The organism is Mycobacterium sp. SMC-21 (assembly GCF_045310825.1).
In the GTDB taxonomy this organism is placed as follows: Bacteria; Actinomycetota; Actinomycetes; order Mycobacteriales; family Mycobacteriaceae; genus Mycobacterium.
In genome coordinates, this window is the sequence record NZ_JBJIAO010000011.1 from 122,888 (window position 1) to 137,996 (window position 15,109).

The 15,109-nt window shown below is 67.3% G+C and carries 15 protein-coding genes; 12 read left to right on the forward strand and 3 right to left on the reverse strand.

What is annotated here, in order from left to right:
- The first annotated feature begins 129 nt into the window (after positions 1 to 129).
- The 6 genes from ACJH6H_RS13910 to ACJH6H_RS13935 are packed head-to-tail and all read left to right on the forward strand — an operon-like array spanning position 130 to position 5,358.
- The gene (locus ACJH6H_RS13910; RefSeq protein WP_212806735.1) at positions 130 to 741 is read left to right on the forward strand and encodes an ECF transporter S component; all 612 of its coding nucleotides are present in this window, start codon (positions 130 to 132) and stop codon (positions 739 to 741) included.
- Positions 738 to 2,255 (forward strand): ABC transporter ATP-binding protein, encoded by a 1,518-nt coding sequence (locus ACJH6H_RS13915; protein ID WP_406775076.1) that lies wholly within the window; start codon positions 738 to 740, stop codon positions 2,253 to 2,255. The genes ACJH6H_RS13910 and ACJH6H_RS13915 overlap by 4 nt, the downstream gene beginning before the upstream one ends.
- Positions 2,252 to 3,025, forward strand: a complete 774-nt coding sequence (locus ACJH6H_RS13920) for an energy-coupling factor transporter transmembrane component T family protein (protein WP_406775077.1) — start codon at positions 2,252 to 2,254, stop codon at positions 3,023 to 3,025. Before ACJH6H_RS13915 ends, ACJH6H_RS13920 begins: the two co-directional genes overlap by 4 nt.
- Positions 3,012 to 3,569: a hypothetical protein gene (locus ACJH6H_RS13925; protein WP_406775078.1), complete on the forward strand. Its 558-nt coding sequence runs from the start codon at positions 3,012 to 3,014 to the stop codon at positions 3,567 to 3,569. The genes ACJH6H_RS13920 and ACJH6H_RS13925 overlap by 14 nt, the downstream gene beginning before the upstream one ends.
- Positions 3,566 to 4,492 (forward strand): ABC transporter substrate-binding protein, encoded by a 927-nt coding sequence (locus tag ACJH6H_RS13930; RefSeq protein WP_406775079.1) that lies wholly within the window; start codon positions 3,566 to 3,568, stop codon positions 4,490 to 4,492. Before ACJH6H_RS13925 ends, ACJH6H_RS13930 begins: the two co-directional genes overlap by 4 nt.
- The gene (locus ACJH6H_RS13935) at positions 4,486 to 5,358 is read left to right on the forward strand and encodes a sulfurtransferase (protein WP_406775080.1); all 873 of its coding nucleotides are present in this window, start codon (positions 4,486 to 4,488) and stop codon (positions 5,356 to 5,358) included. The genes ACJH6H_RS13930 and ACJH6H_RS13935 overlap by 7 nt, the downstream gene beginning before the upstream one ends.
- 128 nt (positions 5,359 to 5,486) lie before the next feature.
- Here ACJH6H_RS13935 and ACJH6H_RS13940 read toward each other — a convergent pair whose 3' ends face one another.
- Positions 5,487 to 5,927: a DUF2784 domain-containing protein gene (locus tag ACJH6H_RS13940; protein ID WP_371824476.1), complete on the reverse strand. Its 441-nt coding sequence runs from the start codon at positions 5,925 to 5,927 to the stop codon at positions 5,487 to 5,489.
- Between the two features lie 135 nt (positions 5,928 to 6,062).
- Here ACJH6H_RS13940 and ACJH6H_RS13945 point away from each other — a divergent pair, with 135 nt between their 5' ends.
- Genes ACJH6H_RS13945 through ACJH6H_RS13955 form a run of 3 tightly spaced genes read left to right on the forward strand, consistent with a single transcriptional unit; the run spans position 6,063 to position 9,291 of the window.
- Positions 6,063 to 7,259: an iron-containing alcohol dehydrogenase gene (locus ACJH6H_RS13945; RefSeq protein WP_346414602.1), complete on the forward strand. Its 1,197-nt coding sequence runs from the start codon at positions 6,063 to 6,065 to the stop codon at positions 7,257 to 7,259.
- Positions 7,256 to 8,638 carry a MadS family sensor histidine kinase gene (locus ACJH6H_RS13950; protein ID WP_346414499.1) on the forward strand — a complete coding sequence of 461 codons (1,383 nt, stop codon included), beginning with the start codon at positions 7,256 to 7,258 and terminating at the stop codon, positions 8,636 to 8,638. Before ACJH6H_RS13945 ends, ACJH6H_RS13950 begins: the two co-directional genes overlap by 4 nt.
- Entirely contained in the window at positions 8,635 to 9,291 is a 657-nt protein-coding gene (locus ACJH6H_RS13955) for a MadR family response regulator transcription factor (protein ID WP_212806741.1), read from the forward strand. The genes ACJH6H_RS13950 and ACJH6H_RS13955 overlap by 4 nt, the downstream gene beginning before the upstream one ends.
- Positions 9,292 to 9,352: 61 nt before the next feature.
- Here the strand turns inward: ACJH6H_RS13955 and adhP are convergent, their stop codons facing one another.
- Positions 9,353 to 10,420 carry an alcohol dehydrogenase AdhP gene (adhP, locus tag ACJH6H_RS13960; RefSeq protein WP_212806742.1) on the reverse strand — a complete coding sequence of 356 codons (1,068 nt, stop codon included), beginning with the start codon at positions 10,418 to 10,420 and terminating at the stop codon, positions 9,353 to 9,355.
- Positions 10,421 to 10,762: 342 nt separating this feature from the next.
- On the opposite strand from adhP, the gene ACJH6H_RS13965 reads away from it, so the two are divergent.
- The 3 genes from ACJH6H_RS13965 (at position 10,763) to ACJH6H_RS13975 (ending at position 14,041) form a co-directional block, all read left to right on the forward strand.
- Positions 10,763 to 12,127 carry a TIGR00366 family protein gene (locus ACJH6H_RS13965; RefSeq protein WP_406775099.1) on the forward strand — a complete coding sequence of 455 codons (1,365 nt, stop codon included), beginning with the start codon at positions 10,763 to 10,765 and terminating at the stop codon, positions 12,125 to 12,127.
- A gap of 104 nt (positions 12,128 to 12,231) precedes the next feature.
- A complete protein-coding gene (locus ACJH6H_RS13970; RefSeq protein ID WP_061007038.1) occupies positions 12,232 to 13,533 on the forward strand; it encodes a CdaR family transcriptional regulator in 1,302 nt (433 codons plus the stop codon).
- Between the two features lie 55 nt (positions 13,534 to 13,588).
- Positions 13,589 to 14,041: a hypothetical protein gene (locus ACJH6H_RS13975; RefSeq protein ID WP_061007039.1), complete on the forward strand. Its 453-nt coding sequence runs from the start codon at positions 13,589 to 13,591 to the stop codon at positions 14,039 to 14,041.
- A 4-nt stretch (positions 14,042 to 14,045) separates the two neighbouring features.
- Here ACJH6H_RS13975 and ACJH6H_RS13980 read toward each other — a convergent pair whose 3' ends face one another.
- A complete protein-coding gene (locus tag ACJH6H_RS13980; RefSeq protein ID WP_406775081.1) occupies positions 14,046 to 15,044 on the reverse strand; it encodes an alpha/beta hydrolase in 999 nt (332 codons plus the stop codon).
- Positions 15,045 to 15,109 lie beyond the last annotated feature (65 nt).

The window sequence follows — 15,109 nt, forward strand, 5'->3', positions numbered from 1 at the left end:
ATCGAGAATACATTTGAAGCTGTTTTGTATACAGAAAATACTCATGATGACGCGAAGGCATACAGCGGTTGTGCCGGCCGTCCATACTTGTTGCCGTCGCGGTACCGCGCGACGGCATGAAGGAGACGTATGAGCACCCCGTCCACCATTGATCGCCCGGTACTGCGCTGGCGCGTCGTCGACATCGTCGTTGCGAGTGTGCTCGCGACGGCTGCCGGACTGATCTTCGTGCTGTGGAACATCGCATCCAATCCAGTCAGCGCGCCTCTCGGCGCAGTGCTCCCCGGTCTGCAGGCACTGCTCGGTGGTGGGTGGCTGTTCGCCGGTGTGCTCATTGCTCTGGTCATCCGCAAGCCCGGTGCGGCCGTCTACGGCGAGCTCGTCGCCGCTTCCATTTCGGCGCTGGTCGGCAATCAGTGGGGTGTGCTCACCCTCGAATCCGGCCTGGTCCAGGGTCTCGGTGCGGAACTGGTCTTCGCGGTGTTCCTGTACCGGCGGTGGGGCCTGCCCACCGCAGTGCTCTCCGGAGCGGTCGCCGGGATCGCCCTGGCCATCAACGACCTGATCCTGTGGTACCCCGGTTCCGCCGCCGGCTTCGCCGCGGTCTATGTGGCCTCGGCGATCCTCTCCGGCGCCCTCGTTGCCGGACTGCTGTCATGGGTCGTGGTGAGAAACCTGGCCCGGACCGGAGTTCTCAGCCGTTTCGCGTCGGGACGTCTGGAACCGAGCCCGGCGTCGTGAACGCCCTGGGCGGCCGGGCGCGGACCTCGACGGACGCGGCGCGTTCCGTCGGCGCTGCGGTCACCGCGCGCGGCTGGGGTTGGCAGCATGCGACGCGCGCGAATTGGGCTGTGCGCGATCTCGATTTGTCGATAGCGCCCGGAGAGCGGGTGCTGCTGCTCGGGCCGTCGGGCGCCGGGAAGTCCACACTCCTGCACGGCGTCGCCGGACTGCTCGGCGGCGCCGAGGAAGGCCGTCAGGCGGGACAGCTGCACGTCGATGGTGCACCGCCGGCCGAACGCCGGTCCCGCATCGGCATGGTGCTGCAGGATCCCGATTCGCAGGTGATCCTGTCCCGGGTCGGAGACGACGTGGCCTTCGGGATGGAGAACCTCGGCGTTCCGCGCGATCAGATTTGGCCTCGGGTGCGCCAGGCGCTCGACGCGGTCGGACTGAATGCGCCGCTCTCCCATCCCACCTCGAAGCTTTCCGGCGGGCAGAAGCAGCGCCTCGCGCTGGCCGGTGTGGTGGCCATGCGCCCCGGCCTGATCCTGCTCGACGAACCGACGGCCAATCTCGACCCCGCCGGCGTCATCGAGGTCCGCGACGCGATCGTCGAGTCCGCGCGCCGGACGGGCGCGACGCTCATCGTCATCGAGCACCGCACCGACGTATGGCTGCCGGTCATCGACCGCGTGATCGTCCTGGGTGCCGACGGCACGGTGACCGCCGACGGTACGCCTGACGACACGATCCGACGCGAACACGACTACCTGGTCCGGTCCGGCGTCTGGGTGCCGGGCGTCCCTCTGCCTGAGATCGCCAGGCGCCGGGGTGGGGACGACAGCGTCCTGCTTCGCGCCACCGACCTCTTGGTGGGGCAGCACGGCGACGCCCCACTGAACACCGGGCTCGATTTCGAGATCCGGCGCGGACGGACCACCGTCGTCACCGGTCCCAACGGTGCGGGCAAGTCCACCCTGGCGCTGACGCTCGGCGGGCTGCTGCGACCGGCGGCCGGGCGGCTCACGGCCGACGCCGCGCTCGCTCCCCCGCGCTCCCGGCTCGAGCCCGTCCGGTGGCGGTCGAAGGAATTGCTCACCCGGATCGGCAGTGTCTTCCAAGACCCGGAGCATCAGTTTCTCACCGGTACCGTCCGCGACGAACTGTCGTTGGGACCACGGGCGCTGAAGCGAGCGGGCACCGAAATCGAGTCCCGCACAGACGAATTGCTTCAGCGACTGCGCTTGCAGCACGTCGCCGACGCGAATCCGTACACCCTCTCCGGTGGAGAGAAACGTCGACTGTCCGTCGCCACCGTCCTGGCCACGGGGCCCGCGGTGATCGTCCTGGACGAGCCGACGTTCGGGCAGGACCGCCGGACGTGGGAGGAACTGGTCCGGCTGCTGGCCGACGTCGCCGACGCGGGGACGGCCGTGGTGGCGGCCACGCACGACCTCGATTTCACCGCCCTGCTCGCCGACACCCGCATCGAGCTACCTGCGTGGCGAACCGCAACGGAGACAACAGAATGACTACCGCGGAGGCCGTCGGCACCCGCCCGGTCAACCCCGTCGCCCGGCTGCTCACCGCCCTCCTCATCGCGGGTGGGCTGGTGCTGTCCGTCGACTGGGTGTCGGCCCTGACGGCGCTGGTGCTCGAGCTCGTCCTGTTCTTCGTGGTCGGCGCCCGGCTGCGCCCGGTCCTGACGCGGGGTGCGGTGATCGCCGTCGCGGCGGCACTGACCGCCGTCACCATCCTCCTCTACGGCCAGCCGAGCGGCGCCGTGCACTGGCACTTCCTGCTCGTCACCATCAGCGACGGCTCGATCACCTTGGCGCTGGCCACTTTTCTGCGCGTCCTCGCGATCGCACTGCCGTCAGTGATCCTGTTCGCCGACGTCGATCCCACCGAGCTCGCCGACGGGCTCGGGCAGGTACTGAAACTACCGGCCCGGTTTGTGCTCGGCGCGCTGGCCGGCCTGCGTCTGGTCGGATTGCTGGGCCAGGACTGGCAGTACCTCGGATACGCGCGCCGGGCCCGGGGCGTCGCCGACCACGCGCGGCTGCGCCGCATCGCCGGACAGTCCTTCGCGCTGTTGGTCTTCGCGGTCCGACGCGGGACCAAACTCGCCACCGCGATGGAGGCGCGCGGGTTCGGCGCGCACCGCCACCGGACCTGGGCTCGCCCCTCGCCCTTCGCTGGACGTGAGTTCGCCCTTGTCACAGCTGGATTCACGATCACCGCGGTGGCGATCGCCACGTCGGTCGCCACCGGAGCGTGGAACTTCATTGGTACTCGATGAGATCGTGGAGCACCTCGACGACGCAGCGACGGTGTTGGTCGACGGCCGTTCAGGATCAGGAAAGTCCACGCTGGCAACGCAACTGCACGATGCCTGGTCCGGCAGTGTGGTGGTCCGCCTCGACGACATCTACCCGGGCTGGGACGGATTGTTCTGGGCCGTAGACCACGTGCACCAATCGCTGTTGGCACCTCGCGCCGCCGGCGAGGCGGGACGCTGGCGGAGTTGGGACTGGGCCGGTGAGGTTCCGGGAGATTGGCACCGTGTCGAGTGCGGACAGCGCTTGATCGTCGAAGGCACCGGGGCCCTCACGCCCGCCGGGCGGCGGCTCGCCGATCTGGGCATCTGGGTCGACGCCGACGACGAGGTGCGCAAGCGCCGGGCACTACGCCGCGACGGCGATCTGTACCGGCCGCACTGGGACCGCTGGGCGGCCCAGGAAGAGGAATTCGTCACCTGCTATCGGCCGCGGCGGTGTGCCGACCTGATCGCACTCGCGACGCCGACCGGATTCGAATTCACCGCTTCGCGAAGGACGTCATGACCACCTCGATCTCTTTGGCCCTGGAGTACTTTCATCCGTGGCCGAACTCGGCCGGCTTCTATCTGGCCAGGCACCGGGGCTGGTACTCCGATGCAGGAATCGAACTGCAGATCCGCACGGTGGACCCCGGCATCGGTGACAGCCTCGAACACCTCGGCCGGCGCCTGGTGGATTTCGCGGTGTTCCCGACCAACCGGCTGCTGGTGCGTACCGAGCGCGGCGAGCCGTTGAAGGCGATCGCCGCGGTGAACCAGCGCGGCTTGGAGACGATTCGCACTCTCGTCAGCAGTGGGATCAGCAGTTTGGCCGAGTTGGCCAACAAGCGGGTGGCACTCAATCCGACACCCCGCGGGGTGGCCGTCGTGCGCGATCTGGTCGCGCAAGCAGGCGGCGACCCCGATGCCGTCACCCTTGTCGACGTCGGCGCGCGTGAGCTCACCAGTGCCGAATTGGCCGCCGGCGTCGCCGACGCCACCTTCGGTTCCTACTGGGCTTGGGACATCCTGCTGAGCGAGCATCCGGACCGCCCGGAGCGCATCTGGCGCGTCGATGAAGAGCTGCCGTTCGGGTACCACAGCTACCTGCTCGGTGTGCACGATGACCTCATCGACCGAAATCCGTTGCTGGTCTCCGACTTCCGGGCGATCAGCGAACGAGGTTTCCGCTACGCCGCCCAGCACCCCGACGAGGCGGCCGACCTGCTGAGCGATGTCATGCCGTACTTCCCAGCAGACGTCATCGACCGCTCACTCGACGCCATCTCCAGCACCTGGTTCCACGAGAATGCCTGGGGCACAGTACGTCCCGAGCTCGTCGAGCCGTACGCACACTGGCTCGCCGGGCACGGAATTCTCACTGCGCCCGAGCGGTGGCCTGCGGCGTTCGCGAATATCCCTGCTGCCACGACGGATCCGGCATGGTGAACTCCGGACCCTTCATCAGCGCTCAGGAGCTTTCCACCGCGCTGGCGAGCGACGCCACGCCGGTGATTCTCGACGCCAGCCTGGTGCTACACCGCCCACAGGTCGACGGCGACTTCCGCGCGGACAGCGGCCGCAGCGCCTGGGAAGCCGCGCACCTTCCCGGCGCCCTCCACGTGCAGGTCGACACCGATCTCTCGATCGCCGCCGCGACCCACAATCACCACCCGCCACCACAAGATCTCGCCGACCGCCTCGCCCGGTTCGGCATCGGCGCCGACACTCCGACCGTCGTGTACGACGGCACGGGTGGTTTCTGGGCGGCGAGAACCTGGTATCTGTTGCGCTGGATCGGAATTCCGGTGCGGGTGCTCGACGGCGGACTCGACGCGTGGCGGGCTGCGGGACTTCCCGTGGAATCCGGGTCCGTGCCCGCCCGGCCCGTCGCGTCGTGGTCGGCACGACCGATACGTGAGGCGTGGATCGATCTCGACGAGCTACGTGAAATCCAATGCCATGCAGGCAATCTGGTATGCGCATTGTCGCCGCCGGCATTCTCGGGCATCGAACCGACGCGCTACACCCGCCGCGGACACATACCCGGCAGCGTCAACGTGCCGGCCCGCGAACTCTTCGACGACCGTGGCCTGGTGCGTCCACCCGCGGACATCAGAGAACGCTACCGGGACGCCGGAACGGATCTGGACCGCGAGGTGCTGCTGTACTGCGGCGGTGGTATCTCGGCGACGGCCAACGCGCTGGCGCTCGCGTCCTGCGGTGTCGAATCGGTCCGCGTCTACGACGGATCTCTGGAGGAATGGAGCGCTGATCCGACGTTGCCCCTGCAGGTCGACGACGCCGCCCACTAGCACCGCTGCGCGTACCGGTTTCCGATACGAATGCGTTCCCGCGGAACTGGTTTGGGCTGGAGTGGACCGGCGAGCGAGCGCTCCCCCACCTGTACCCGCCTGGCAAAAACCACAACGACCACCGGCCATCAACCACCATGGGAACGCCTCGGCGTTCGATCGTGCCGGCGCCACAGCCCGAGCCACGACGCCAAAATAGCTGCGACCACCACGATTTCAGCCGCGGCTCCCCAGCCGTGTGGATACAGCACCCCGGCGACGTGGTGGTCGATGAAACCCGCGCGGGGCAACGGTGACATGCCGGCGCCGTCGCGGGCCCACCGCTCGATCGTGGTCAGCGGACATTCGACGACACCGGTGAGGATGATGACGGTCCAGCCGACGATGAGGGCGTGCAACCAGATCGTCGCCGGCCACCGCCACGCCAGGAACCCGCCTCCGATGAGATAGCCGAGGAAGGCGAAGTGTGCGGCAACCGCCGCTACTGCGATCGCGGAGTACGGCATCTTCGTGGCCTCTTCGACTGGCGTAGCTGCTGGGACGTGGATACCCGCCGCGGAAACCGGCAAACCGTCGGCGCACCTACCCGATCGGGTAGGTGCCGACCTACCCACGTGCACATTGGTCTGAGCGGCGGCACACCGTAGGCTGGGCGTGTTACCTGGATCACAGGATGAGGAATGGGTCTGGTGAGACTCGATGTGATGGCGCCCGCGCAGCTCGCGGCGACGACGGCAGCGACGGCCGTGCCGACGCGGCTGTTGAAGTTTCATGCCCCTGAGATCGTGTTCGGTATCGACTCGATGGCGGAGGCTGCGCACGCCGCCGTCCGCCTGGGCGGGCTGCGGCCCATGCTGGTCACCGACCCCGGGCTGATCGAGGCCGGCTGGGTGGCCGAGCTGGTGGGGCACCTGCGCGCCCAGTGCGTCGAGGCGCACGTGTGGAGCGCGCTGACCCCGAACCCCAAGGACCACGAGGTGACGGCCGGCCACGAGTTCTACCGATCGCACGGCTGCGATGTGCTCATCGCGTTGGGCGGCGGCTCGGTGATCGACGCGGCCAAAGGCATCGCGATCCTGGCGGCCAACGGCGGCCACATCCTCGACTACGCCGGAGTCGACAAGGCGACGGCGCCGATCCCGCCCCTCGTGGTGCTGCCGTCCACGTCGGGTACCGGCGCCGACGTCTCTCAGTTCTGCATCGTCACCGACACGACCCACAACACCAAGATCACCATCCTGGGCCGCGCCCTGGTCCCCGACATCACCGTCATCGACCCCCGGCTCCTCACCACCATGCCCGAATGGCTCAATGCAGCAACAGGTCTGGATGCGCTGACGCACGGCATCGAGGCGTTCGTGTCGCTCGGGCACAACCAGCTGACCGACCACCACGCGCTGCGGTCGGTCGTGATGGTCACCGAGAACCTGGTCACCACCATCGAGCGGCCACAGGACATGCCGGCGCGGGTCCTGATGGCCCAAGCCGCATTGGAAGCGGGTCTCGCGTTCACCAATGCCATCCTGGGGGCCGCGCATGCCATGAGCCATCAGGTCGGCGGGCTCCTCGACTTGCCGCACGGCGTCATCAACGGCGTACTGCTCCCCCACGTGGTGCGGTTCAACGCCGAGGCCGACCCGGCTCCCTTCGCCACCATCGCCACCTGCCTCGGGATCGCCGACAGGCGTGCGCCAGAACTGGAATCCGCACTGGCACTCGCCGATCGGCTCCAAGAGCTGGCCAGACAGGTCGGCGTGCCGCGCGGGCTCGCCGAGTTGGGAGTCCGCGACTCCGACGTACCGGTGTTGGCCCACAACGCCCTTCAAGACGCGTGCCTGAGCACCAACCCCCGCCCCATCGACGATGCGCAGCTGCGCGCGCTGTTCCGGGCCGCACTATGACGACCTTGCCCGGCAACCCGGTGGTGCCGCGCCGCGCGACAGTCCCGGATCTGGACCAGCTCACGGGCGTCCGATCCGGCAAGGGCACGTTCTACCCCGAGTTCCGGGTGGCCGCGCAACGCACCGAACGGGTGGTCGCAGCGCTCGATGCCATCTCCCGCGCGCTCGTGCAGACCGTCAACGGCCCCGAGAATCTGGTGCGGGCCGTCGCCGAGGCAGCCCGTACCCACCTCGGTGCCGAATGGGTGCTGTTGGCGCTGGCCGACGGTGCCCTGCCCGAGGCACGGCCCCGCCACCTCATCCTCGACGCCGAGGGCCACGCATACTCCTTCGAAGGCCTGTCGGGCACCAAACACCCGGTACCGCACCTTCCGGATGCGGTCCTGAACCGGCTCAACGATGTCCTTCGCGGTCAGCTTGCTCAGTTCCGGGTACCCGTCATCGAAAGTCACCATTCACACGTCCCGATCGAGCTCGACGGCGGCGTCGTCGGCGCGTTCGCGGCCTGGACACCTCCGCACCGGCTGCTCGACGGCATCGACGAAGCGGTGATGCGAATCCTGGCCAGTCAGACGGCAGTGGCGCTACAGAACTGTGAACTGTTCCAGCGCTCGCAAACCCTGCTGGCGCAATCCGAGGCGCGCAATGCGCAGCTGCTGGCGACGCAACGCGAACTCGGTGCGGCACAACGTCATCAGGTGCTGGACTCCGAGCGACACCGCATCGCACGGGAGCTGCACGACAGCGTCACACAAACCGTCCTGTCGGCGGGCATGCAGATCGAGGTGTGCCGAAGCGAGGTCGAATCACGTTCCGGTCCAACGGGCCTGGCCGAACGGCTGGACACGGCCAAAGCGCTGACCCGATCGGCGATCGACCAGCTACGGTCGGCCATCTATGCGCTCAACCATTCTTCCGACGCCGACCGGTCCAGCCTCCCCGAGCTGCTCGAACAGCTCGCCACCGTGCATATGCCGAAAGACCTGCGGGTGACGCTGCGGGTCGACGGAGATGTCGCCGAACTGCCCAGCGCTGTCGAACGGAGCCTGCTTCGGATCGCCGGTGAGGCATTGTTCAACACCGCGATGCACGGCCGCGCCTCCCGGGCCATCGTGCGATTGAGCTACCGCGCCACCGGGGTCACCCTGTCGGTGTCCGACGACGGCATCGGTGACCCGGACAAACTCCGGCTTCGGCTCCGACTGGCGGACGTCGCGGACCTCGACGGGCATCATCGCGGGCTGGCCAACATGCTGGCACGGTGCCGCGAATACGGTGGCACCTTCACCGTCGGCCGCTCGCGTATCGGTGGCGTGCGGGTCGTGGCCACCATTCCGCGGGACCTAGAAGAAGCTCCGGCCGAAGGAGTCGTGCCATGACCGTTGACACCAGCACCGGGACCATCCGCCTTGCACTGGTGGACGACCACGCCATCCTTCGCCAGGGGCTGCGGTCATTACTGGAGCGCGAGGACGACCTCGTGGTGGTCGGCGAGGCCTCCAGCGAACCGGAAGCCGTGGCCATGGTCGCGGCGACGCAACCCGATGTGGTGCTGGTCGATCTGAAACTCTCGGCAGGATCGGACTTCGAGGGATTGTCCTTGTGCACCAGGCTTTCCGGCGCCCATCCCGACCTCGGCCTGCTCGTGCTGACCACGTTCCTCGATGAGGATCTGGTGGTACGTGCGGTGCACGCCGGAGCGCGTGGCTACGTGGTCAAGGACGTCGACACCACCGAACTGGTGCGGGCGATCCGTGCCATCTCCGCCGGGCAGAGCGCGTTCGACTCGCGCAGCGCCGCGGCTGTGGTCCGCTCGCTCAGCGGACGCGGCGATCAGCGCGAGAAGCTGACCGACCGGGAGATCGAAGTGTTGCGGCTGCTCGCGGCGGGGCTGTCGAACCACAAAATCGGTGAGCAGCTGTACATCTCGGCGACGACCGCCAAGTTCCACGTCAGCAACATCATGCGCAAGCTCGATGTCAGCCGGCGCGCCGAGGCCGTGTACGCGGCCAGTAAACGCGGGCTGATCTAGGCCGACGACGTTCGTCGGCCTAGATCAGCTGTTGTGGGTTGCGGTTCGACCCTATGTGCCGCTACGCATTTCGGTAGTCGATGACGATGCGGCCGTCGATCTGTCCCTGTTCCATCCGCGCGAACACGTCATTGATCTCGTCGAGGCGCGCGCTGGTGACGGTCGGCTTGATCAGGCCGCGTGCGTAGAAGTCCAGTGCCTCGGCCATGTCTTGCCGCGTTCCGACGATCGACCCGCGGATGGTGAGGCCCTTGAGGACGATGTCGAAGATCGGGGCCGGGAAGTCGCCCGGCGGCAGGCCGTTGAACACGATGGTGCCACCGCGACGGGCCAGTGCGATCGCCTGACCGAACGCCTGCGGGTGCACCGCGGTGACCAGGACACCATGGACACCGCCGGTGGCCTGCTGCACCGACTCGACCACGTCGCTGGTACGGGCATTGATGGCGACCTCGGCGCCGAGCCGGGTGGCGAGTGCGAGCTTGGCGTCGTCGACATCGATCGCCACCACGCGAAGCCCCATCGCGCGGGCGTACTGAACGGCGATGTGTCCCAGCCCGCCGATGCCGGAGATCGCCACCCACTGGCCGGGCCGCGTGTCGGTGACCTTGAGTCCCTTGTAGACGGTGACGCCGGCGCACAGGATCGGCGCGATCTCCAGCGGGTCGGCGCCGTCGGGGATCCGCGCCGCATAGTCCGCGTTGACGAGCATGTAGGTGCCGAAACTTCCGTTGACGGAATAGCCGCCGTTGCGCTGACTTTCGCACAAGGTCTCCCAGCCCGTCCGGCAGTATTCGCAGCGGCCGCACGCCGACCACAGCCAGGCGTTGCCGACCTTGTCGCCGACCGCCAGGTCAACCACGCCCTCACCGAGTGCCACGACCGTGCCGTAGCCTTCATGCCCCGGCACGAACGGCGGCTGCGGCTTCACCGGCCAATCACCATGTGCGGCATGTAAATCCGTGTGGCAGACACCGGATGTCTCGAGCTTGACCAGGGCTTCGCCATAGCCTGGCGTCGGCAGTTGCAGATCGTGCACCTGCAGCGGCATGCCGAAGTCGGTGACGACCGCGGCCCGCATGGTGTCGGCGTGTCCCGCCACAGTTTCAGTGGCCAGTGTCTGTGTCATCGATTCACTCCATTCATGAGAATTGTTGCGGGGAAGGTGTTGAGGTTCTGATTGGCGCAAAGCTGATAGCACACAACGCTATTGACAGCGACGTGCCGCCACATGCCCCGATCGGGCCGAGTACCGGACCTGCCCGGGCGGGCCGGGTACTGCCCGATCGGGCAGGGCCGTCGGGCGCCGGCCGGACGCTCCCGGACCGGCGAAGCCGTTCGGCAAAGGCGCCACCCGGACGCCCCGCACCCGCCATGATGGGTGCCGTAACCAGACACGGCGAAGGTGGATCACGTGGCAACGAGCGAACATCCGAAGGGCACGAGCGCAGGCACCAAACGCCGCGGCGTCATGCAATCCCTGACGGCACTGTGCGTCCGCTACGTCGAACGCCTGATGCCCGACCCGTACCTGTTCGCCGTCATCCTGACCGTCCTGGTCGCCGCGATGGTGGCACTTATGGTGCACGGCGCCACCCCCAGCGGCATGCTCAAGGCCTGGTACGGCGGCGTGTGGGGTTCGCAGAACATCTTCACGTTCGCGTTCCAGATGGTGCTGATCCTCGTAACGGGTTACACGCTCGCCGAGGCGCCCGTCCTGAAGCGGGCCATCGTCCACATCGCGGGCAAGCCGAACAACCAGGTGCAGGGCGCACTTCTGTGTTTCGGCGTCAGCGCCGTGCTGTCGCTGCTGAACTGGGGCCTGGGACTCGTCGCCGGCGCGCTGGTCGCCCGGCAGGTCGCAAAGCGTTTCACCGACGCACATTTCGGCTATCTGATCGCGGCCGCGTTCATGGGTTTCATCGTCTGGACGCAGGGACTCTCCTCATCGATCGCGCTGGCCAACACCGACAGCAGCAGCCCGATCAACGTGATCCACAAGCTCACCGGCAGCACTGTTCCGTTGAGCCAGACCATCTTCCAGCCCTACAGCTGGCTGTCGGCGATCGCGGTGCTGGCGCTGCTCGCACTCGCGGTCTGGCGGATGGCCCCGGCGCAGAGTCTGGCACCGGACCCCGCGGTGTTCGAAGACGAGGTGCCGGCTCCGCCGGCGCCCGGCAACAAGACCTTCGCTGAGTGGCTCGAGAACCTCTGGATCCTCAACGTCCTCGTATTCGCCGCCGGCATGGCCTATTTCGTGCTCAGTGGATTCGCCCTGAACATCTCGTCGATGATCATGCTGTTCACGATCACCAGTGCGCTGCTGCACCGCACGCCGATCCGCTTCATCAGAGCGTTCACCGGCGCCGCGAAGGTGTCCGGCCCGCTGCTCCTGCAGTACCCGCTGTACGGCGGTCTGGTCGGCCTGCTCGGTTATCAGGCGACCAAGGCCGACAAGCCGCTGCAGACGCTCCTGGCCGAGGCCGTGGTCAACGGCGCGACGGAGCACACACTGCCGTTCCTGACCTTCGTCGGGTCGTTGATCATCAGCCTGTTCGTCCCGTCGGGCGGCGGCCACTGGGCCGTGCAGGGCCCCATCGCGGTCGACTCGGCACTGGCCATCGGCCAGCGTTCACCGGAGTACCTGGGGCTGATCTCCATGGCGGTTGCTGTCGGCGAAGGCGTCGCGAACATGATCCAGCCGTTCTGGCTGCTGCCCCTGCTGGCGATCGCGAAGCTGAATGTCCGCCAGGTCATGGGCTTCACCGTCGTCGCATTCTTGATCGGTGTGGTGGTGTTGGGCGCCACCACACTCATCGCGCCGTACGTGCTCTGAGGGCCAACACGCCGCGCGGGCGGTGAGAAGAATGGGCCGCGCTTTTGGTGCCGGAAACAAAACTTCGACCGATTGGTCCCGGCATCTTCCGCCACCGCGTTGTGATGGATCACAATCGGCACGTTCCGTCCCCGTCCGAGCTGCCGCCGATCCCGGCGGACGCACCGTTGCGGAAGGTGATCGAGGACCGGATCGACGAGATCGCCACGACGCTTCTCCATGAGGCGGTCGAGTCCATCGAATGGCCGACACCCATGCCGATCGAACATTTCGACGGCGAGGTCACGCCGTACATCATCGGCGGGTTTCTGTACGGGCTCGACCTGATCACCGAAGGACGCAGGGTGACCCGTGCCGAGGCGGCGACGTTCGTCCTGCCGGTCGCGGAGCGACATGCCGAGGACGGTATCCCGTTGCCGTTCCTGTTCACCGCGCTGCATGCCGGCATCCGGAAACTGTGGGAGATCGTGCTCGAGTCGGCCTCCGAGGGCGACTCGGAAACGATCGCCGCACTGGGCATGTACCTCGCCGACCTCACCGGGACCATCAGCGTGCTGATGACCGAGGTCTACCAGGACTCCGATTTTGTCCTCAGGGCCACCACGCGCCGGCAGCTGAGCGCCCTGTGCGCCCACCTCGTCGACGGCGAGCCCGGCAGCGACACCATCGCCAAGCAAATCGGTGTCAAGCTCAGCGACCGCTATGACGTGTTGGCGATCCGGGTGGACGGCGACGAACCGCGCACCACCCATGGGACATTGGCCGCGCGCCGGCGGTTACGGCTCGCCAACCAAGTGTTCTACGGGCGCGGCGCCGGCGAAATCCTCAACACGTTCGATGGACACACGGGCGTGATCTTGCTGCCCGCACAGGTCGTGGAACCGCGGGACGACGCCGTCATGGCCACACACCTGGGCGCCCTGATCGACGCGCTCAGCGAGCGACTCGAGGTCGCGATCTATGCCGCACACCATCCCGGCGCCACGCTGGCGGCCATTCCGGCGGCGGCTGCGGAGGCCGCCGAAATCACCTGCCTGGCAAGACAACTGAACAGAGAGCCGGGTATCTACCAACTGTCCGATGTCCTTTTCGAGTACCAGTCGACGCGTCCCGGGCCCGCCCGTGACCTGCTCGCGCGGCACATCGCGCCGCTGCGCGACCACCCGGGGTTACTCCAGGCGCTCCAATCGCATCTGCAGCACGGCGCCGACCGGAAGGCCGCGGCGGCAGAGCTTTTCATCCATCCGAACACCCTGACCTACCGCCTACGGCGCATTCAGGAGATCACCGGCTATGACCCCACCGACCCCTACCAATCCCGATTGCTGGCCGCGGCCATGACCGTCCACACCATCGACCAGGCAGGTGCGCCAGTCGCCGACACGGATCCGGGCAATCCCGGCTAGCTCGAGCAGCCTCGGTCATCGAACGCGAGTTTTTCGTATCCCTACGGCACGAGATGTGAATCCAGTGGTGAACTATCAAGAGTTGCTGTCCGACGAACTTCGCAGCGCCGCAAGGCAGTTGCGGCATGCGGCCACGCAGAGCACCTGCCCGATCGAGCGCATCCTGTCGTACACCGCGACGATGATCGACTACGTCTACCCGGTAGAGCGGTGCGGACGAGCGTCAGCGCTGGCGGCCGTCTGGCTCGAGCGTTCCGGACGCCACGCCGACCAGAACGATGCGCTCGTCGACGAATTGATCGAGCCGTTGCGTGACGCGATCCGCGTCGGGTGCCGGAGCGGGGAGATGTCGTCACAGTGTCCTGACGACGATGCGCAGTCGATCTTTCATCTGGTCACGGGCATGATCGTCACCCAGGCGGCCCTCGGCAGGCGCGCCTCTCCGGAGTACCTCAAGGAGACGACGAGAACCGCGGTTGCGCACGCCCTCGGATTCGCCGCGCCATGAGCACCTAAGCGGACTGCTCCTGCGCCCCGTTCCGGGCGAACGCCGACTCGATGAACTGCGTCACCTCGCGAAGCGCGCGGGCCGCTTCCGGGACGATCGAGGCCGCGGCCTGGAAGACGTGGACCTGGTCCCGCCACACCTGCAGTTGGTGCGGCACACCGGCCTTCGTCAGCGCAACGGCCAACTCCTCGGCGTCGGGGTTGAGAAGTTCGGTCGAGCTCACCTGGATCAAAGACGGCGGCAGCCCGCCCAGATCCGCATCGAGCAGTCGGTGCTCAGCTTCCGGCGGACTGTGCCGCATGACGAATCGATGGAACGCGCGGGCAAAGGCCTTCGAGAACAGCACATCGGTTGATCCTGACGGCGCATCGATCTTGGCCTGCACGTCGAAGTCGGTCAGCGGCGCCATCGAGACGATCGCGCCGGGCATCGGCAATCCACGCCGGGCCGCGAAGATCGCCGTGATGAACACCAGGTAGGCGCCGGCCGAGTCGCCGATGAATGCGATGTTCTCCGGCGCGACACCGCGCCCGAGGGCGAATCGGTAGGCATCGATGCAGTCTTCGATACCGTCGGCGATGGTGTGCTGGGGCAGCTTGCGGTAATCCACTGCGACAACTTCGCTCTGCAGCGACGCGGCAATCCGCGAGATCATTTGACGGTGCAGGTGACGGCCACCGACGAGAAAGGCGCCGCCGTGCATGTACACGACGTAGCGGTCCCCGCGCACGGCCGCCGGGCGGGTCGTCTCGGCCGGACAGCACGCCAGGTGGACAGGCTGGCGGGTGGTGCCAGCAACCGACCACAGCACGCGCCCGACATGATCGACCGCCCGATATGGCCAGGGCAGGCCGGGAGCCATCGCCCAGACCGTCAATGCCGGTTTGACCGTGACCTTCAACGCCAACGCGACAAGGCGCGACTGGATGCTGCCGCCTTCGAACTCGACGCGACGGGCGTTACTCCGGTCAAGCGGGAACAGATTCTCGGGTGCGGCAACCACGGTGTAGCCCTCCTGTTTCAACGAGCCCCGTTCGGTGGCTGCGGCAGCGCCGATGCTGCCTCGTT